This is a genomic window from Cellulomonas sp. SG140 (assembly GCF_025770785.1).
In the GTDB taxonomy this organism is placed as follows: domain Bacteria; phylum Actinomycetota; class Actinomycetes; order Actinomycetales; family Cellulomonadaceae; genus Cellulomonas.
Genome location: NZ_JANZLA010000001.1, coordinates 639,846 through 656,991, shown reverse-complemented (window position 1 = coordinate 656,991; position 17,146 = coordinate 639,846). Strand labels below are relative to the sequence as shown.

At 75.8% G+C, this 17,146-nt stretch carries 18 protein-coding genes; 14 read left to right on the top strand and 4 right to left on the bottom strand.

Features of this window, described 5'->3' with window-relative positions; all coding sequences use genetic code 11:
* The first annotated feature begins 132 nt into the window (after positions 1–132).
* Positions 133–393, top strand: coding sequence for a glutaredoxin family protein (locus N0B34_RS03110; protein WP_263729765.1), 261 nt, complete (start codon positions 133–135; stop codon positions 391–393).
* Between the two features lie 70 nt (positions 394–463).
* Positions 464–1,129, top strand: coding sequence for a redox-sensing transcriptional repressor Rex (locus N0B34_RS03105; protein WP_263729764.1), 666 nt, complete (start codon positions 464–466; stop codon positions 1,127–1,129).
* 92 nt (positions 1,130–1,221) lie between these two features.
* On the opposite strand, the gene N0B34_RS03100 is transcribed toward N0B34_RS03105, so the two are convergent.
* Complete coding sequence (locus N0B34_RS03100) at positions 1,222–1,779, bottom strand: YceI family protein (RefSeq protein WP_263729763.1); 558 nt, start codon at positions 1,777–1,779, stop codon at positions 1,222–1,224.
* A gap of 145 nt (positions 1,780–1,924) precedes the next feature.
* Here N0B34_RS03100 and N0B34_RS03095 point away from each other — a divergent pair, with 145 nt between their 5' ends.
* The 7 genes from N0B34_RS03095 to N0B34_RS03065 all read left to right on the top strand — a co-directional run bounded on the left by N0B34_RS03095 (position 1,925) and on the right by N0B34_RS03065 (position 8,097).
* On the top strand, positions 1,925–2,416 hold the full coding sequence (locus tag N0B34_RS03095) for a MarR family winged helix-turn-helix transcriptional regulator (protein WP_263729762.1): 492 nt from the start codon (positions 1,925–1,927) through the stop codon (positions 2,414–2,416).
* A 41-nt stretch (positions 2,417–2,457) separates the two neighbouring features.
* Positions 2,458–3,153: a histidine phosphatase family protein gene (locus N0B34_RS03090; RefSeq protein WP_263729761.1), complete on the top strand. Its 696-nt coding sequence runs from the start codon at positions 2,458–2,460 to the stop codon at positions 3,151–3,153.
* A complete protein-coding gene (locus N0B34_RS03085) occupies positions 3,153–3,830 on the top strand; it encodes a TlpA family protein disulfide reductase (RefSeq protein ID WP_263729760.1) in 678 nt (225 codons plus the stop codon). Before N0B34_RS03090 ends, N0B34_RS03085 begins: the two co-directional genes overlap by 1 nt.
* The gene (locus tag N0B34_RS03080; protein WP_318529956.1) at positions 3,827–4,696 is read left to right on the top strand and encodes a cytochrome c biogenesis CcdA family protein; all 870 of its coding nucleotides are present in this window, start codon (positions 3,827–3,829) and stop codon (positions 4,694–4,696) included. Before N0B34_RS03085 ends, N0B34_RS03080 begins: the two co-directional genes overlap by 4 nt.
* A gap of 107 nt (positions 4,697–4,803) precedes the next feature.
* On the top strand, positions 4,804–6,483 hold the full coding sequence (locus N0B34_RS03075; protein ID WP_263729759.1) for a cytochrome c biogenesis protein ResB: 1,680 nt from the start codon (positions 4,804–4,806) through the stop codon (positions 6,481–6,483).
* Positions 6,480–7,628: a c-type cytochrome biogenesis protein CcsB gene (gene ccsB / locus N0B34_RS03070; protein WP_263729758.1), complete on the top strand. Its 1,149-nt coding sequence runs from the start codon at positions 6,480–6,482 to the stop codon at positions 7,626–7,628. Before N0B34_RS03075 ends, ccsB begins: the two co-directional genes overlap by 4 nt.
* A 19-nt stretch (positions 7,629–7,647) precedes the next feature.
* Positions 7,648–8,097 (top strand): DUF4229 domain-containing protein, encoded by a 450-nt coding sequence (locus tag N0B34_RS03065; protein WP_263729757.1) that lies wholly within the window; start codon positions 7,648–7,650, stop codon positions 8,095–8,097.
* Here the strand turns inward: N0B34_RS03065 and N0B34_RS03060 are convergent.
* Positions 8,061–8,930, bottom strand: coding sequence for a 1,4-dihydroxy-2-naphthoate polyprenyltransferase (locus N0B34_RS03060; RefSeq protein ID WP_263729756.1), 870 nt, complete (start codon positions 8,928–8,930; stop codon positions 8,061–8,063). The two genes, N0B34_RS03065 and N0B34_RS03060, sit on opposite strands and share 37 nt — an antisense overlap.
* A gap of 63 nt (positions 8,931–8,993) precedes the next feature.
* Entirely contained in the window at positions 8,994–10,253 is a 1,260-nt protein-coding gene (menE, locus tag N0B34_RS03055) for an o-succinylbenzoate--CoA ligase (RefSeq protein WP_263729755.1), read from the bottom strand.
* Between the two features lie 128 nt (positions 10,254–10,381).
* On the opposite strand from menE, the gene N0B34_RS03050 reads away from it, so the two are divergent.
* From N0B34_RS03050 to N0B34_RS03040, 3 genes are read left to right on the top strand one after another with little or no spacing between them, the layout of a single operon-like run.
* Positions 10,382–11,518, top strand: a complete 1,137-nt coding sequence (locus tag N0B34_RS03050) for a DUF3048 domain-containing protein (RefSeq protein ID WP_263729754.1) — start codon at positions 10,382–10,384, stop codon at positions 11,516–11,518.
* A 14-nt stretch (positions 11,519–11,532) separates the two neighbouring features.
* Positions 11,533–12,462 carry an RNA polymerase sigma factor SigJ gene (gene sigJ, locus N0B34_RS03045; protein WP_263729753.1) on the top strand — a complete coding sequence of 310 codons (930 nt, stop codon included), beginning with the start codon at positions 11,533–11,535 and terminating at the stop codon, positions 12,460–12,462.
* A gap of 16 nt (positions 12,463–12,478) precedes the next feature.
* Positions 12,479–13,231: an SDR family oxidoreductase gene (locus N0B34_RS03040; protein ID WP_263729752.1), complete on the top strand. Its 753-nt coding sequence runs from the start codon at positions 12,479–12,481 to the stop codon at positions 13,229–13,231.
* A 39-nt stretch (positions 13,232–13,270) separates the two neighbouring features.
* Here N0B34_RS03040 and N0B34_RS03035 read toward each other — a convergent pair whose 3' ends face one another.
* Positions 13,271–14,242 (bottom strand): 1,4-dihydroxy-2-naphthoyl-CoA synthase, encoded by a 972-nt coding sequence (locus N0B34_RS03035; protein WP_263729751.1) that lies wholly within the window; start codon positions 14,240–14,242, stop codon positions 13,271–13,273.
* Positions 14,243–14,286: 44 nt separating this feature from the next.
* Here N0B34_RS03035 and N0B34_RS03030 point away from each other — a divergent pair, with 44 nt between their 5' ends.
* Complete coding sequence (locus N0B34_RS03030; protein ID WP_263729750.1) at positions 14,287–15,258, top strand: o-succinylbenzoate synthase; 972 nt, start codon at positions 14,287–14,289, stop codon at positions 15,256–15,258.
* Positions 15,255–17,144 (top strand): 2-succinyl-5-enolpyruvyl-6-hydroxy-3-cyclohexene-1-carboxylic-acid synthase, encoded by a 1,890-nt coding sequence (gene menD / locus N0B34_RS03025; RefSeq protein ID WP_412175689.1) that lies wholly within the window; start codon positions 15,255–15,257, stop codon positions 17,142–17,144. The genes N0B34_RS03030 and menD overlap by 4 nt, the downstream gene beginning before the upstream one ends.
* The last annotated feature ends 2 nt before the right edge of the window (positions 17,145–17,146 follow it).

Here is a 17,146-nt window from a genome sequence, read left to right as displayed (position 1 = left end):
GTCCGGCGCCGTCACGTCGGACGGTTCGCTCGTCGGGGCCACCCTGCCACTGTAGCCAGGCGGTCGGTGCCGCCCGTCCCGGGGGTCGTCGTGGGGCGGCGGCTCGACCGGTGCGCCGCCTACGGTGGGCCCGTGAGCTCTCCCCGGGTGGTGCTGTACGGACGTGTCGGGTGCCACCTGTGCGTCGAGGCGCGTGTGGTCGTGGCGGACGTCTGCGCGCGCACCGGCACCGCGTGGACCGAGGTGGACGTGGACGACGCCCCGCCGGCGGGCGGCCGAGACCTGCTCGAGGAGTACGGCGAGCTGGTGCCGGTGGTCGAGGTGGACGGGGTCCGGCACGCGTGGTGGCGCGTCGACGGCGAGGCGCTGCGCCGGGCTCTCGTCGGACGCTGAGTCGACCTGCCGCGGCTCCCCCCGGCGCTGGCCCTGGTCAGCGCCTGGTCGGCGCCCTAGCCTCGGTCCGGTGACACCGGTGCGCGCCCGCCCCCAGGTGCCGCCGGCCACCGTCGCCCGGCTCCCCGCGTACCTGCGCACGCTCGACGTGCTGGCGGCCGAGGGGCACCTGCTGACGTCCTCGGAGGAGCTGGCCACCCGCGCCGGCGTGCAGTCCGCGCTGCTGCGCAAGGACCTGTCGTTCCTCGGCACCTACGGCCGCCGAGGCGTCGGGTACGACGTGCCGCACCTGCGCGAGCAGATCGGACGGGTGCTGGGCGTCGCGGTGCCGCAGCGACTCGTCGTGGTCGGCGTCGGGAACCTCGGGCGCGCCCTGGCCGGCTACGCCGGGATCGCACAGCGCGGCTTCACGCTGGTGGGTCTGGTCGACGTCGCACCGGACGTGGTCGGCACGGTGGTGGCGGGGCTGCCGGTGCGGCCGCTCGAGGCGCTGGCCGAGCTGGTGGCGGTGCAGGGCGCGACGATCGGCGTGATCACCACCCCGCCGTCGGCCGCCCAGCACGTCGCCGACCTGCTCGTGGCCGCGGGGGTGACCGGCATCCTCACCTTCGCCCCCGCGGTGCTGCACGTCCCCGACGACGTCGACGTGCGGTCGGTGGACGTCGCCTCGGAGCTGCAGATCCTCGCGTTCCACGGGCACGGGCGGCGCCGGGCGGTCGACGGCGAGGGGGCGTGAGCGGGGGTATGACGAGGCCCGGCCCGCACGTGGCGGACCGGGCCGGGTCGTGGCGCCGGGGCAGGACCCCGGGCGCGGGGGCGAGCCGAGGCTCAGGCCTGCTTGATCACCGACACGTCGAGGTCGATGCGCACCTTGTCGGCCACCAGCACACCGCCGGCCTCGAGGGCCGCGTTCCAGGTGAGGCCGAAGTCCTTGCGGGAGATGGTGGTGGTCGCCTCGCCGCCGGCCCGGAGGTTGCCGAAGGGGTCCGTCGCGGTGCCGTTGAACTCGGTGGCGAGCTCGACGCGCTGCGTCACGCCGTGGATGGTCAGGTCGCCGGCGATCTCGTAGGTGCTGCCGCCGGCCTGGCGGATCTCGGTGGAGACGAAGGTCCACTGGCCGAACTTCTCCACGTCGAAGAAGTCGCCGCTCTTCAGGTGGCCGTCGCGGTTCGCGTCGCCGGTGCTGACCGTGCTCGGGTCCAGCGTGGCCGTCACGCGCGACTCGGCCAGGGAGTCGCCGAGCACGATCTCACCGGACACGATCGCGACGGTGCCGCGAACCTTGGAGATGCCGGCGTGGCGGACGGTGAAGCTGGCCTCGCTGTGCGACGGGTCGATGGTCCAGGTGCCGGTGGCGAGACCCTGCGGGATGGCGGTGGTGGTCATGGGAGTCCTCCGTGGCCGTCTCCGGCCGGTTGGTTGAACAGTCAACTGATTCGTTGAACTTTCTACTACACTCGAACGTCGGATGCAAGGGGCGCACCGACAGGTGGACCCCGATGGGCAGGCAGCACAGGACAGGAGCAGGACGGTGACGTCGAGCAGCGAGCAGACCGAACGGGCCACACGCTGGCTGTCGGCGGAGCAGCAGCGGCACTGGCGCGCGTTCCGCAACGGCGTCGCCCTGCTGATGGAGGCGCTGGGCCGCGAGCTCGAGGACGAGAGCGGCTTCTCTCTGCACGAGTACGAGGTGCTGGTACGGCTGTCGGAGGCGCCGGACCGCCGGATGCGGATGTCCGAGCTCGCGAGCGGGATCGGCCACTCCCGCAGCCGCCTCACCCACACCATCGCACGGATGGAGGCAGCCGGCCTGGTGCAGCGGCGGGCGTGCGCGTCCGACCTGCGCGGCGTGGAGTGCGCGCTGACCGACACCGGGTTCCAGCGGCTGGTGGAGGCAGCACCGGGCCACGTGGAGAGCGTCCGGGCGCACCTGGTCGACGTGCTGAGCGACGAGCAGCTCGCCGCGCTCGGAGAGGCGATGGCCGTCGTCGAGCACCGGCTGCGGGAGACGCCCGAGCGCTGACGCCGCGCACCACCCCCAGCGCGGGCTGCGACACTGGGCCCATGGTCGCGACCACGGTCCATCTGCTGCGCCACGGCGAGGTGCACAACCCCGAGGGGGTTCTGTACGGCCGCCTGCCGGGCTACCGCCTGTCCGAGGCCGGTGCGCGGATGGCCCAGGTGGTGGCCGACTACCTGGCCGGTGTCGAGGCGGGCAGCGGGCCCGACGCCGACCCCGCGCTCGAGGCCGGCGGCGTGCGGCGCGACGTGACGGTGGTGATCGCCTCCCCGCTGCAACGCGCACAGGAGACGGCGGCGCCGGTCGCCGCGGCGTTCGGGCTTCCGATCGGCAGCGACGCGCGCCTGCTCGAGGCGGAGAACCACTTCCAGGGCATGACGTTCGGCGTCGGCGACGGGTCGCTGCGGCACGTCCGGCACTGGCCCTACCTGCGCAACCCGTTCCGCCCCTCGTGGGGGGAGCCGTACACCCAGCAGGTGGAGCGGATGCTCGCGGCGGTCGCCGATGCGCGGGCGGCCGCCCGCGGGCACGAGGCGGTGCTGGTCAGCCACCAGCTGCCGATCTGGATCACCCGGATGGCGCTCGAGGGCCGGCACCTGTGGCACGACCCCCGCCGACGGCAGTGCGCCCTCGGCTCGTTGACCTCGTTGCGGTTCGAGGGCGACACGCTGATCGGCATCGGGTACTGCGAGCCGGCGGCGGCGCTGCTGGCCGGTGCGTCCACGGTGGCGGGGGCGTGATGGCGCGGCTGCACGGGCGCCGGTGGCGGGCGCCCCTGGCGGCCGCCCTCGGGCTGGCCGTCGTCCTGGGCACCGCGGCGTGCGGGGGAGCGGCACGTCCCGCGAGCCGTCCGTCCGACGTGGTGGACCAGGGCTACCAGTCCGGCGACGGCAGCACCACGACCTGGCCGGTCGGCCAGCGCAAGGGCCCGGTGACGCTGTCCGGCACGGACTTCACGGGCGCCGCGCAGGACGTGAGCGCGTGGCGGGGAGACGTCGTGCTGCTGAACACCTGGTACGCGGCCTGCCCGCCGTGCCGTGCCGAGGCACCGACCCTCGTCGCGCTCGCGAACGAGGACGCCGCCAAGGGGCTGAAGGTGCTGGGGATCAACGGCACCGACGCCGCCGGCGCGGCCGACGCCTTCGTCCGCCAGTTCTCCGTCCCGTACCCGACGATCCAGGACACCGGCGGTTCGGCGATCGCGGCGCTGCAGGGCGTGGTGCCGGTGAACGCGGTGCCGACCACCGTGCTGCTCGACCGGCAGGGGAAGGTGGCGGCCCGCATCCTGGGGCTGGCCGACCCCTCGACGCTGCGCACGCTGGTCGACGCGCTGCTGGCGGAGCCGGGCGGGTCCACGGCCACGTCCGGCGCCACCTCGGGGTCGAGCGCCTCGACGACCGCCGGGGCGGCGGGATGAGCGTGGCCGCCGGCATCGGCGACGCGTTCGGGCAGGCGGTCGCCAGCGGGTCGCTGCTGCTGGCGGTGCCGGTGGCGCTGCTGGCGGGCGTGGTGAGCTTCGCGTCGCCGTGCGTCCTGCCGCTGGTGCCGGGGTACCTCGGCTACCTCGGCAGCGCCCTCGGGGTGACGGCGCGGCCGACGGCTCTGCTCGCCGGTGCGCCGGCCGTGCCCGGTGCCGGCGGTGCGCTCTCGGCCACCGTCGACGAGCGGGCCGACGAGCGGGCGCAAGCGCGGGCCGGTCGGCGGCGGCTGCTGGCCGGCGTCGGGCTGTTCGTCGCGGGGTTCACCGTGGTGTTCGTCGCCTTCGGTGCGCTGGCCGGCACGGTCGGTGCGGCGCTGCTGCACTGGCAGGGGCCGATCTCGCGCGTGCTCGGCGTCGTCGTCGCGCTGCTCGGTCTCGCCTTCTTGGGCTTCGTGCCGTTCCTGCAGCAGGAGCGGCGGATGCACCTCGCTCCGCGGGCCGGCGTCTGGGCCGCGCCGATCCTGGGCCTGACGTTCGGCCTGGGCTGGACGCCGTGCATCGGCCCGACGCTCGCGGCGATCCTCGCCCTGTCCCTCGGCGACGGCTCGGCCGCGCGTGGCGCGGTGCTGGCGGCGGTGTTCTGCGCGGGGCTGGGCCTGCCGTTCCTCCTGGTCGCGCTGGGCGTGGAGCGGATGAGCCGGGCGATGGCGCTGGTGCGCCGGCACCGGGTCGCGGTGACCCGCATCGGCGGTGGGCTGCTGGTGGTGCTGGGTCTGGCGATGGTCACCGGTGTGTGGAGCACGTGGGCGGGCTGGCTGCAGGGCCTGCTGACCGGGACGAACGGGTTCGTGCCGGTGGTCTGAGGCACGGTGGGGCACGGTCAGGCGCACCGCACAGGTGCGCGAGGCAGGGTTCGAGCAGGTTCGGGCAGGCTCGAGCAGGTTCGGGCAGGGGCGGACGAGAGGTGGCGATGAGCGGGTACCGGCCGGAAGGTCTGCACGACACGTTCGTGCCGGAGCACGACGCGGACTCGGCCGAGCCGGTGCTGCCCTCGCAGGACGGCGCCGCGGAGCCGAGGGAGGCGTCGGCGCCGACCCTCCCGACGCTGGGTCCGGTCGGCTGGCTGCGCTGGGCGTGGCGGCAGCTGACCAGCATGCGCGTGGCGCTGCTGCTCCTGGTCCTGCTCGCGGTGGCGGCCGTGCCCGGCACGCTGATCCCGCAGCGCGCGCAGAGCCCGGAGAAGGTCGCCGCCTTCCTCACCAACCACCCGGCGCTCGGGCCGTTCCTCGACCGCGTCGGGATGTTCGACACCTACACGTCGGTGTGGTTCTCGGCGATCTACCTGCTGCTGTTCATCTCGCTGGTCGGCTGCATCCTGCCGCGGGTGCGGGCCCACGCCGCCGCGCTGCGGGGCCGGCCGCCGCGGACCCCGCGCCGGCTGACCCGGTTCCCGGCACAGGGCGCTGGCTCGAGCGACGACGAGCCGGAGGTCGTGGTCGAGCGCGCCGCGCGGGTCCTGCGCCGCGGCCGGTGGCTCCCGTTCTGGCCGGCGTACCGGGTGGACGTGCACGACGAGGGGGCCGGCACGTGGTCGGTGTCCGCCGAGCGCGGCTACCTGCGCGAGACGGGCAACCTGCTGTTCCACCTCGCCCTCGTCGGGCTGCTCGTCTCGGTGGCGACCGGCCAGGTGCTGCACTACCGCGGCCAGGTGCTGGTGGTGCAGGGCCACGGGTTCGCCAACGCCGAGGTGGCGTACTCGCCCTTCGAGCACGGGCGGTTCTACTCGTCGTCGTCGCTGGTGCCGTTCACCCTGAAGCTGGACCAGCTGGACGCGCGGTTCGACCCGGAGACGGACGCCGCGCGCGACTTCACCGCGCACGTCACCGTGACGGCGCCGGGCGGCGGCTCGTCGGCCAGCACCATCAAGGTCAACCACCCGCTGATGGTCGGCGGCGCCAACGTGTACCTGATGGGCAACGGCTACGCGCCGGACGTCACGGTGAAGGACGCGTCCGGCTCGGTGGCCTTCGCAGGGCCGGTGCCCTTCCTGCCGCAGGACACCGTCTACACCTCGCGCGGCGTGATCAAGGTGCCTGACGTGTCCGGCGGGCAGAAGCAGATCGGCCTGGTCGGGTTCCTGCTGCCGACCGGCAAGGAGGTCGCCAGCGGGGTGTGGCGGTCGGTCAGCCCCCAGTCGGACGACCCGGTGCTGGTGCTGTCCGTCTGGTCGGGCAACCTCGGCCTGGACACCGGGGTGCCGCAGAACGTGTACATGCTCGACCAGAGCCGCATGACGCAGTCGGTGGACGCCTCGGGGAAGCCCGTGACGCTGTACGTGCACCCGGGTCAGACGGTGCAGCTGCCCGACGGCCTGGGCTCGTTCACGTTCAACGGCCTGCCGCGGTACGTCGCGCTCGACCTGCGGCACGACCCGGCGCTGGCCTTCGTGCTGACGTTCGCCCTCCTGGCGCTCGCGGGCCTCGCAGCCTCCCTGTTCGCACCCCGACGTCGCATCTGGCTGCGTGCTGCGCGGGACCAAGGTCCTACTACAGTGGTCAGCGCCGCGGGTCTCGCCCGGGGTGACGACATCGGGCTGCAGCCGGAGCTGGACCGCGTGCTCGCCGCGACGCTCGGAGAGGACACGCCATGACGACCGGGGACCTGAGCACGCTGCTGGTGTGGGCGGCGACGACCGCCTTCACCATCGCCTGGATCGCCTACACGGTGGACCTGGCGGGCATCGTCGAGGCGGGGCAGCGGCGGGCCGGTCAGCGCCGGACCTCGGCGGCCCGCGCTCGTGCGGTCCCGGCGGGCGTCGCCGTCGCGGCCGGTGCGCCTGTCGCCGTCGGTGCGGCCGGGCTGGTCAGCGGTGCGACGACCACGGCGGCGCGCCCCGCGGCGGTGGCCGCGGGCGGCCCCGACGACAACCGCGTGACGGCGTCGACCGACGGCGCCGCCGACGGTCCCGAGGGACGGTCGGCACGCAGCGAGGGCATCGCCCGCTCGACGACCTACCTCGGCACGGCCCTGCTCATCGCCGGCATCGTGATGCGCGGCGTGGCCGCCGGCCGCTGGCCGACGGCGAACATGTACGAGTTCACGCTGGTCGGCGTCCTGGTCGCCGCCGTGGTGCTGAGCCTGGTGCAGCGGCGGCGCGTGATCGCGTTCGTCGGTGTCGTGGTGATGGGCATCACGGTGCTGGCGCTCGCCGCCGACCTGCTGCTGTTCTACGTCAAGGCCGAGGCGGTGCAGCCGGCGCTGCAGAGCTACTGGCTGGTGATCCACGTCGGCGTGGCGATCTCCGCGACCGGCGTGTTCACCGTCGCCTTCGCCGCCTCCGCCCTGCAGCTCCTCTCGGCGGCCCGCGAGGAGGGCCGCTCGCACCTGGCCGGCTCGTGGGGTGCGGCGGACGGGCTGCGCCGGCCGCTGGCCGGCTGGCGCGTCACGGGTCCCCGGTTCGCCTGGCTGAAGCAGGTGCCGGGTCCGCGCAACCTCGAGGCGCTGTCCTTCCGGCTGAACGCCGTCGGCTTCGTGCTGTGGACGTTCACCCTGATCGGCGGCGCGATCTGGGCCGAGCACGCCTGGGGCCGGTACTGGAACTGGGACCCCAAGGAGATCGGCACCTTCGTCGCCTGGGTGGTGTACGCCGCCTACCTGCACGCCCGCACCACCCGCGGCTGGAACGGCCGGCGGGCGGCGTACCTGGTGTTCGCCGGGTACGCGGTGGTGATCGCCAACTTCACGCTGGTGAACCTCTTCGTCTCGGGCCTGCACTCGTACTCCGGCCTCAAGTAGCGCCACCTACGCTGGATCCGTGCCCGTCGTCGTCTACTCCGTCCTGCGCGTCGCCCTCCTGGTGGTCAGCTGGCTCCTGCTGACCTGGGCGGGTCTGCACCCGCTCGCGGCACTGCTGGTCGCGGCGTTCGTCGCGTGGGGGCTGTCCTACGTGGCGCTCGGCGGCCCGCGTGACGCCGCGGCTCGGTACCTCGCCGAGCGCGCCGCGGTGCGTGCCGCGCACGCCGGGCGGCCCGTCCTGTCGCCGCACGCACGCGAGGACGCGGACGTGGAGGACGCAGCTGTGGACGCGGCGCTCGGCGACGGGGTGATGGGCGACGAGGTGATCGGTGACGCGGCGTCCGGCGACGCGGCCGGTGACGCCGCCGCCCCCGAGGAGGGCGCCGCCGAGCGGCCGGCCGACGGGGACCGACGTGCCGGGCCCGGCAGCGCTCAGAGCGCCAGCGCGAGCCCCAGCAGCATGCCGTAGCCGAGCTGCAGCAGCCCGGTGCCGGCCAGCACCGGCACCAGCGCGCGTCCGCGCGCGCCGACCAGCACGGTGACCGCGAGCGCGACGGCGGCCGGGAACAGGGCCAGCACCATCAGCGCCCAGCCGGAGGCGAACGCGCAGCCCGCCCCGAGCAGCACCGGCAGCATCACCAGCAGGGCGTACGCGCGTCGGGCACGGTGGTCACCCAGCCGCACGGCCAGCGTCCGCTTGCCGGACACGGCGTCGGTGGGGATGTCCCGCAGGTTGTTCACCATCAGCAGCGCGCACGCCAGCAGCCCGACGCCGACCGCGCCGAGCCACGAGGGCCAGGTCAGCCCGTCGGCCTGCGTGTACGTGGTGCCCAGCGTGGCCACCAGGCCGAAGAAGACGAACACGCCGACCTCGCCGAGACCCCGGTAGCCGTACGGCCGCCGCCCACCGGTGTAGCCCCAGGCGGCGAGCACGCACAGCACGCCGACGGCCAGCAGCCACCAGTGACCGCTCAGGGCGACGAGTGCCAGACCGAGCACCCCGGCGACGCCGAACGCCCCGAAGGCCGCCAGCTTCACGTGTCCCGGCCGCGCCGCTCCGGAGGCGGTCAGCCGCATCGGTCCCACCCGGTCGACGTCCGTGCCCCGCACGCCGTCGGAGTAGTCGTTGGCGTAGTTGACGCCCACCTGGAGCGCGAGCGCGACGCCTGCCGCCAGCAGCGCGCGCACCAGCGAGGCGGAGTGGCTCTGCGCTGCGGCCCCGGTGCCGACGAGCACCGGTGCGACCGCCGCGGGCAGCGTGCGTGGGCGCGCGCCGGCGACCCATTCCGTCCAGGTGGCCATGCGCCGAGCCTACGGTGCCGCCCGGGGCGTCCCTGTCGGGCCGGTCGGGGTCCGTCGGGTCGGTCAGTGCGGGTCCGTGCGGCCCTCGGCCCCCGCCGAGGTCGCAGCCAGCGCGGCGGCGGCCCGGCGGTCGGGCTTCCCCGGCCCCCGCAGCGGCAGGGCGGGGACGACGACCACCCGCCGGGGCGCAGCCGCCGCGCCGAGCCGGTCGGCCACGTGCCGTCGTAGGTCGGCGAGCGGTGGGGGCCCCTCCGGCCCGACGACCAGGACGGCGACGACGGCCTGTCCCCACTCGGCGTCGGGCACCCCGACGACGCAGGCCTCGCGGATGCCCGGCAGCCCGGTCAGCAGGTCCTCCACCGGACCGGGCGCCACGTTCACACCCCCGGTGACCAGCACGTCGTCGGCACGGCCCGTCACGGTGAGCACGCCGCCTGCGAGCCGGCCGAGGTCGCCGGTGCGCAGCCACCGCCGGCCGCTGTCGTCCACCGTGAACGTCTCGGCGTCCAGGTCGGGCCGGCCGCGGTAGCCGACGGCCAGCACGGGACCGGCCAGCCACACCCGCCCGGTCGCGTCCAGCCGGACGTCCACACCCTCCAGCGGTCGGCCGTCGTACACGCAGCCGCCACAGGTCTCGGTCATGCCGTAGGTCGTCACCACCCGCACGCCGGCGTCGCGCGCGCGGTCCAGCAGGCTGCCGGCGGTGGCCGCGCCGCCGACCAGCACGGCGTCGAACCGGCGCAGCGCCGCGGTCCCGGCCGCGTCGTCCAGCAGGCGCACCAGCTGCGTGGGGACCAGCGACGTGTACCAGGGGCCGCCGGGGGCCGTGCCGACGGCGGCCGTCACGGCGGAGGTGAAGCGGTCGGCGCGGAAGGGGCCCGGCGGCAGGACGGTCGGTCCGGTCCCCGCGAGCACCGAGCGCACCAGGACCTGCAGGCCGGCGATGTGGTCGACCGGCAGCGCGAGCAGCCAGCGACCCGGGCCCGCGAGCCGCTCGGCGGTCGCGTCCGCCGAGGCGCGCAGAGCCGCCGCCGAGAGCAGCACGCCGCGCGGGGCGCCGGTGGAGCCGGACGTCCGCACCACCAGGACGACGTCGTCGGGCACGCCGTCGGCCGGCAGCCGGCCGTCGGGACGTGCGTCCTCGCTGTCGTCCGGTCGGCTGTCGCCGGACCCGCCGTCGTCGGACCCGCCGTGGTCGAAGCTGCCGCCGTGCGAGCCTTCGGCGACCGGCAGGACCGCGGGGCCGGACTCCTCGAGCGCCGCCCGCAGCGCTCCCACCAGGACGTCCGCCCGCGCGGGCAGCACGCGGACGGCTCGGGACATGCCGCCACTGTAGGTCCGCCCCCGCGGCCACCCCGTCGGCGGAAACCTGGTGCGACGCGACGGCGGACCGACCCGCCGGGGCGGTCGTCCACCGTAGAGTGTCGGCCGTCCCGTCCCGAGGAGCTGCCGTGCCTGACGCCGTCCACGCCGTGCCCGTCCGGAGCGGTGACGCCGCACGCCCGCTCGAGCGGCGCACCGGCACGTTGCCCCGGCTGCTCGCGGCGGCCTCGACCGTCGCCGTGCTGGCGGCCCTGGCCGCCTGCTCCAACGGCGGCCCGGGCCCGTCACGGACCACGGCGGGGGACGTCACCGTCGGACCCAGCGTCGCCGTGCAGAAGCAGGCGGCCCCCACGGCCGCCGTGCCGGCACGCTGGCCGCTGACCGGTGTCGCCGGCACCGTGGCGAACCGGCCGGCGCTCGCGGTCAAGATCGAGAACTCGCGCGAGGCCCGGCCGCAGACCGGTCTCGACCAGGCCGACATGGTCTGGGAGGAGGTCGTGGAGGGCGGCATCACCCGCTTCGCCGCGGTGTTCGACTCGCAGGTGCCGGCCGAGGTGGGCCCGGTGCGCTCGGTGCGGCCGATGGACTCGACGATCCTCGCGCCGATGCACGGCCTCATCGCGTTCTCCGGCGGTCAGCCGGGCTTCGTGCAGATGCTGTCGGACGCCGGGCTGCAGCTCTTCTCGCAGGACCGGGGCGCACCCGGTTTCGCCCGCAAGGCCGGCGTGGCGCCCGCACCGCACAACGTGTACGGCACCCCGTCGACGTGGTGGTCCAACGCCGACGCGCAGCACCAGGCGCCCCCGGCACCCCAGTTCGTGATCGCCCGGCAGGCCGCCTCCGCATCCGCCGTGGTGGGGGGGACGCCGGCCGCCGCCGTCAAGATCACGATGAGCGGCTACTCGCAGCCGTCGTGGACCTGGGACGCCGGCAGCGGCACGTGGCTGCGGTCCGAGGGCGGCACGCCGGCGGTGGTGCGGTCCGGTGCACGCCTGGCGGCCACCAACGTGGTGGTGCTGCGCGTGACGCTGGTGGACACCGGAACCAAGGACCCGGCCGGCAACCCCGTGCCGGAGACGGTGCTGACGGGGTCCGGCGATGCGCTCGTCGCGACCGGTGGCAAGACCGTCAAGGCGACGTGGACCAAGGGCGCCAAGCCGGACGTCCTCAAGCTGACCGGCGCGGACGGCCAGCCGGTGTCCCTCGCCCCGGGGAACACCTGGGTCGAGATGGTGCCGACCAACGGGTCGGTCACCGCGGGCTGAGCCGGGTCGGGGCCGTGGCCGGCGACGGGGCGCTGGAGGAGTTCGAGGCACAGCGCGGTCGGTTGTTCGGCATCGCCTACCGGATGCTGGGATCGGCCGCCGACGCCGACGACGTGCTGCAGGACGCCTGGCTGCGCTGGCAGGCGGCGGACCGGTCGGCGGTGCAGACCCCGGCGGCCTACCTCGCCCGGACCGTCACCAACCTCTGCCTGACGGCGCTGACGTCGGCCCGGGCTCGCCGTGAGGTCTACGTGGGCCCGTGGCTGCCCGAGCCGGTGCTGACCGGTCCGGCCGGCACGGAGCTCGGGCCGCTCGACCACGCCGAGCAGCGGGACAGCGTGTCCTTCGCCCTGCTCATGGTGCTCGAGCGGCTGTCCCCGCCGGAGCGGGCGGCCTACGTGCTCCGGGAGGCCTTCGCCTACAGCGCGGCCGAGGTCGCGGAGCTGATCGGCACGTCGGAGGCCAACGTGCGCCAGCTGCACGCGCGGGCCCGGCGCCGCGTCTCCGGCGCGGGCGCGGGTGCGCCGCCGCGCGAGGCGGATCCCGCTCGCCTGCGCGAGCTGGTCGAGACGTTCCTCGACGCGTCCCGCGGTGGCGACCTGGCCGCGCTCGAGGCGCTGCTCAGCGAGGACGTCGTCGCGCGTGCCGACGGGGGTGGGGTCGTCAGCGCCGGCCGCCGTCCGGTGGAGGGCCGCGAGAAGGTGTCCCGCTACGTCACCGGCGTGGTGGACCGCTTCGCCGCCGGGCTGCAGCGGGTGCTCGTCGAGGTCAACGGCGTGCCGGCGGCGGCCTTCACCGACGGCACGAACCTCCGGGCCGTGCTGGTGCTGCAGGCGCGCGACGGCCGGGTGTCGGCACTGGATCTGGTGCTGAACCCGGACAAGCTCGCCCACGCCGAGCGGCAGCTGTCACGGATCGGCGCGCTGCCTGGTCGTGAGGGGTGACGAGAGGAGCACACCCATGACGACCACCCTGGTCACCGGCGCGACCGGCACGCTCGGCACCCCCACCGTCCTCCGGCTGCGCGCAGCCGGGCACGACGTCCGCGCCCTCAGCCGGCGCACCGGCCCCGGGCTGACGACCGGCGACCTGGTCACCGGCGCCGGACTGGACCGGGCGCTCGCCGGGGTCGACACCGTGGTGCACCTGGCGACCGCCCCGCGCGGGAAGGGTGACGTCGAGGCGGCCCGGACGCTGCTGAGGGCGGCGGCCGACGCGCACGTGCGGCACCTGGTGCTGATCTCGATCGTGGGTATCGACGGCATCCCGCTGGCCTACTACCGGGACAAGGTGGTGATCGAGCGGCTGGTGCGCGAGTCCGGGGTGCCGTTCACCGTCCTGCGGGCCACGCAGTTCCACGGCTTCGTGGAGGCCCTGTTCACCGCACAGCGCGCGCTGCCCGTCGTCGTCGCCCCGGCGTTCACCGTGCAGCCGATCGCGGTCGAGGAGGTGGCGGACCGGCTCGTGGAGCTGGCATCCGACGGGCCGGCCGGGCGGGTCCCGGACATCGGTGGCCCGGAGCAGCGGACGGTGCCGGAACTGGCGCGGCTGTGGCGCGGCGCGGCGGGCGGTCGTCGTCCCGTGCTGCCCTTCGTGCTGCCCGGGAAGACGTTCGCCGGCTACCGGTCCGGTGCGGGGCTCGTGCCGGGTACGCCGTACGGCCGAGTCACGTTCGCCGAGCACCTGGCGGCGCGCACGGCGGCGCGGCGCTGAGCCCCGCGGGAGTCGGCTCGGCGACCGGCGACGTCCCGGTCAGAACGCGTACGGGAACCGGGACCAGTCGGGGTCGCGGTGCTGCAGGAAGGCGTCGCGCCCCTCGACGGCCTCGTCGCTGCCGTACGCCAGCCGGGTCGCCTCACCGGCGAACACCTGCTGACCGGCCAGCCCGTCGTCGGCCAGGTTGAACGCGAACTTGAGCATCCGGATCGCCTGCGGCGACTTGGTGGCGATGATCCGCGCGTACTCCAGACCGGCCGCCTCGATGTCGTCGTGCGCGACGACATCGTTCACCGCACCCCACTCGTAGGCCTGCTGCGCGGAGTACTCCCGGGCGAGGAAGAAGATCTCCCGCGCACGCTTCTGCCCGACCTGCCGGGCGAGGAGCGCCGAGCCGTAGCCGGCGTCGAACGAGCCGACGTTCGCATCCGTCTGCATGAACCGGGCGTGCTCGCGGCTGGCGATGGTCAGGTCGGCCACCACGTGCAGCGAGTGCCCGCCACCGGCCGCCCAGCCGTTGACCAGGGCGACCACCACCTTGGGCATCGTGCGGATCAGGCGCTGCACCTCGAGGATGTGCAGCCGCCCGGCCCGCGCGGGGTCCACGGTCTGGGCGGTCTCGCCGGCCGCGTACCGGTACCCGTCCCGCCCGCGCACGCGCTGGTCACCGCCGGAGCAGAACGCCCAGCCGCCGTCCTTGGGGCTCGGCCCGTTGCCGGTCAGCAGCACCGTGCCGACGTCGGACGTCATCCGCGCGTGGTCCAGCACCGCGTACAGCTCGTCGACGGTGTGCGGGCGGAACGCGTTGCGCACCTCGGGCCGGTGGAACGCCACGCGCACCACCGGCAGGTCCCGCTGGCCGTCGGCCTGGCGTGCGACCCCGCGGTGGTACGTGAGGTCGGTCAGCTGCTCGAAGCCCGCCACGCTGCGCCAGCGGGACGGGTCGAAGGTGGCCGAGACGGCGGCGGGCTCGGGCGTCAGGGGCTGCAGGGCGACGGCGGGGGTCACGCCCGTCACCTTAGGCTCGGGGCCGGGTGCCTAAGGTGGCAGACGTGCCCGTCCCCGGAGACCTCGTCGTCTGGTCCGTCCCGATGCGCACCCGGTTCCGGGGGCTGACGTCCCGGGACGGCACCCTGGTGCGCGGCGATGCGGGCTGGGGAGAGTTCAGCCCCTTCTGGGACTACGACGACGACGAGTCGCGTCGCTGGTGGCTCGCGGCCCGGGAGGCCGCCGACGAGGGCTGGCCGGCACCGCTGCGGGACCGCATCCCGGTGAACGTCACCGTCCCGGCGGTGGACGCGGCCACCGCCCACCGCATCGTCCGGGAGTCCGGCGGCTGCACGACCGCCAAGGTGAAGGTCGCCGAGCCGGGGCAGTCCCCGGCCGACGACGAGGCCCGGCTCGAGGCCGTCCGCGACGCGCTGGGACCGGACGGGGCCATCCGGGTGGACGCGAACACCGCCTGGGACGTCGACACCGCCGCCGCTCGGCTGACCGCGCTCGACCGCGCCGCCGGCGGCCTGCAGTACGCCGAGCAGCCGGTGCGGACCGTCGACGAGCTCGCGGCGCTGCGCCGCCGCACCGACGTGCCCGTGGCGGCCGACGAGTCCGTGCGTCGGGCGGCCGACCCCCTCGAGGTGGCCCGTCGGCACGCCGCGGACGTGGTGGTGCTCAAGGTGCAGCCGCTCGGCGGCGTGCGCGCCTGCCTGCGGCTGGCCGAGCAGCTGCACCTGCCGGTGGTGGTGTCCTCCGCGCTGGAGTCCTCCGTCGGGCTCGCCGCCGGCCTCGCGCTCGCGGCGGCCCTGCCGGAGCTGCCGTACGCCTGCGGCCTGGCGACGGCGGCGCTGCTGACCCACGACCTGGTCACGGAACCGCTGCTGCCGCGAGCCGGGGCGATCGACGTGCGCCGGCCGCTGCCCGAGGCGGACCTGCTCACGGCCGCCGCGGCCGGGCCCGACCTCGAGGCCCGGTGGCGGGAGCGGGTCGCGCGCGTGGCAGGAGCGGTTCGCGCTCCTCGGGCATGATGGCGGCCGTGACCACCCCGTCGACCACCCCGTCGACCCTCGCCGCCCGCGTGCTGGTCCAGGCGCTCGCGGCGCTCGGCGTGCGCGACGTCGTGCTGGCACCGGGCTCCCGGAGCGCACCGCTGGCCTTCGCGCTGGCGGCAGCGGCGCTGCCGGACGACGAGCGGCCGCAGCACGCCCCGGCGCTGCGCCTGCACGTGCGGGTCGACGAGCGGGACGCCGCGTTCCTCGCCCTCGGGCTGGCCAAGGCCTCTCCGTGGAGCGACGTGCCGACGGGACCCGGTGAGGGCCGTCCGGCGATGGCCCGGCCGGTGGCCGTGGTCACCACGTCCGGAACCGCCGTCGCGAACCTGCACCCGGCCGTCCTCGAAGCGCACCACGCCGGCGTCCCGCTGCTGCTGCTGACGGCCGACCGCCCGCACGAGCTGCGCGGCACCGGGGCGAACCAGACCACCGAGCAGCCGGGCATGTTCGGCTCGGCCGTGCGGCTGGCGGCGGACGTCCCCGCCCCGACCGGGCGTCCCGACGAGGACCGCGACCTGCGGGCGCTCGCGGCCAGGGCCGTCGCCGCCGCGACGGGCGCCCGCACCGGCACCCCGGGGCCGGTGCACCTCGACCTCGCGTTCCGGGAGCCCCTGGTGCCGTCGCCCGACGACGAGGGCTGGCCGACGCCGTCCACCGCGGGGCTCAGCGTCGTCGAGCCCGTCGGCGGGTGGTCCGCGGCGGCCGGTGCCCCGCTCCCCGCGCTGACCGCAGCCATCCCGGCCGTCGTCGACCCCGCTGCCGCCCGCCGCCGGCGTTCGCGTGGCCCGGTGCCGACCGTCGTCGTCGCCGGTGACGGCGCCGGCCCGGCCGCACGCCAGCTCGCGGAGGCCGCCGGCTGGCCGTTGCTCGCCGAGCCGTCGTCCGGCGCCCGCGCCGGTTCGCGGGCACTGACGACCTACCGCCTGCTGCTGGGCGACGACCGACTCGGTGGCGAGGTCCGCCGCGTGGTGGTGCTCGGCCGGCCGACGCTGTCGCGGCCGGTGCAGCGGCTGCTGGCCGACCCGGACGTCGAGGTGGCCGTCATCGCCCCGCGCGGGGCGCCCTGGCCGGACGCCGCCCGCAACGCCGCGGCCGTGCTGCCCGAGGTCCCGGTGCGATGGCGTCGCTCCGGCGCCCCCCAGGGGTGGTGGGACGCCTGGCGCGCGGCCGACGAGGCGGCACTCGCGGTGCTCGACCGGCTCCTCGGGGTGGAGGACGGGCCGACGGCGGGCCGGCGAGGTCGTTCGTCGGCCCGGCTGAGCGGTCCCGCGGTGGCCCGGGCGGTCGCCGCCGCGAGCTCGCCTGCGGACGTGCTGGTGGCGGGCTCGTCCAACCCCGTGCGCGACCTCGACCTGGTCGCGCGCTGGGAGACGGCCCCGCTCGTGCTGGCCAACCGGGGGCTCGCGGGCATCGACGGCATCCTCTCCACCGCCGCGGGGACCGCGCTCGCCCTGCCCGCGCGCCGCGTGCGCGCGTACGTGGGCGACCTGACGTTCCTGCACGACGTCGGCGGGCTGCTCCGGGGACCCGGAGAGCCGCCGCTGGACCTGCAGGTCGTCGTCGCGAACGACGACGGCGGCTCGGTGTTCAGCACGCTGGAGCCGGGCGCGCCCGCCCATGCGGCCGTGTTCGAGCGCGTGTTCGGCACGCCGCACGGCGCCGATCTCGCGGCGCTGTGCGCCGGGTACGGGGTGCGGCACACGCGGGTGAACGACCTGGACGGCCTGCTCCCGGCGCTGGCGGCGCCCGGGACCGGGCTCAGCGTCGTGGAGGTGCGGGTGGACCGCGCCGGCCGTCGGGAGCTCGGCGAGCGCATCGCCGCCGAGGTGGCCGAGGCCGTCCGGGAGCTGCTCTCCAGCTGAGC

Bases quoted from the DNA above. Each gene is read 5' to 3' on its own strand.
- N0B34_RS03100 (WP_263729763.1), bottom strand. From the start codon at position 1,779: ATGACCACCACCGCCATCCCGCAGGGTCTCGCCACCGGCACCTGGACC.
- N0B34_RS03090 (WP_263729761.1), top strand. From the start codon at position 2,458: ATGGTCGCGACCACGGTCCATCTGCTGCGCCACGGCGAGGTGCACAAC.
- N0B34_RS03085 (WP_263729760.1), top strand. From the start codon at position 3,153: ATGGCGCGGCTGCACGGGCGCCGGTGGCGGGCGCCCCTGGCGGCCGCC.
- N0B34_RS03080 (WP_318529956.1), top strand. From the start codon at position 3,827: ATGAGCGTGGCCGCCGGCATCGGCGACGCGTTCGGGCAGGCGGTCGCC.
- N0B34_RS03075 (WP_263729759.1), top strand. From the start codon at position 4,804: ATGAGCGGGTACCGGCCGGAAGGTCTGCACGACACGTTCGTGCCGGAG.
- ccsB (WP_263729758.1), top strand. From the start codon at position 6,480: ATGACGACCGGGGACCTGAGCACGCTGCTGGTGTGGGCGGCGACGACC.
- N0B34_RS03060 (WP_263729756.1), bottom strand. From the start codon at position 8,930: ATGGCCACCTGGACGGAATGGGTCGCCGGCGCGCGCCCACGCACGCTG.
- menE (WP_263729755.1), bottom strand. From the start codon at position 10,253: ATGTCCCGAGCCGTCCGCGTGCTGCCCGCGCGGGCGGACGTCCTGGTG.
- N0B34_RS03040 (WP_263729752.1), top strand. From the start codon at position 12,479: ATGACGACCACCCTGGTCACCGGCGCGACCGGCACGCTCGGCACCCCC.
- menD (WP_412175689.1), top strand. From the start codon at position 15,255: ATGATGGCGGCCGTGACCACCCCGTCGACCACCCCGTCGACCCTCGCC.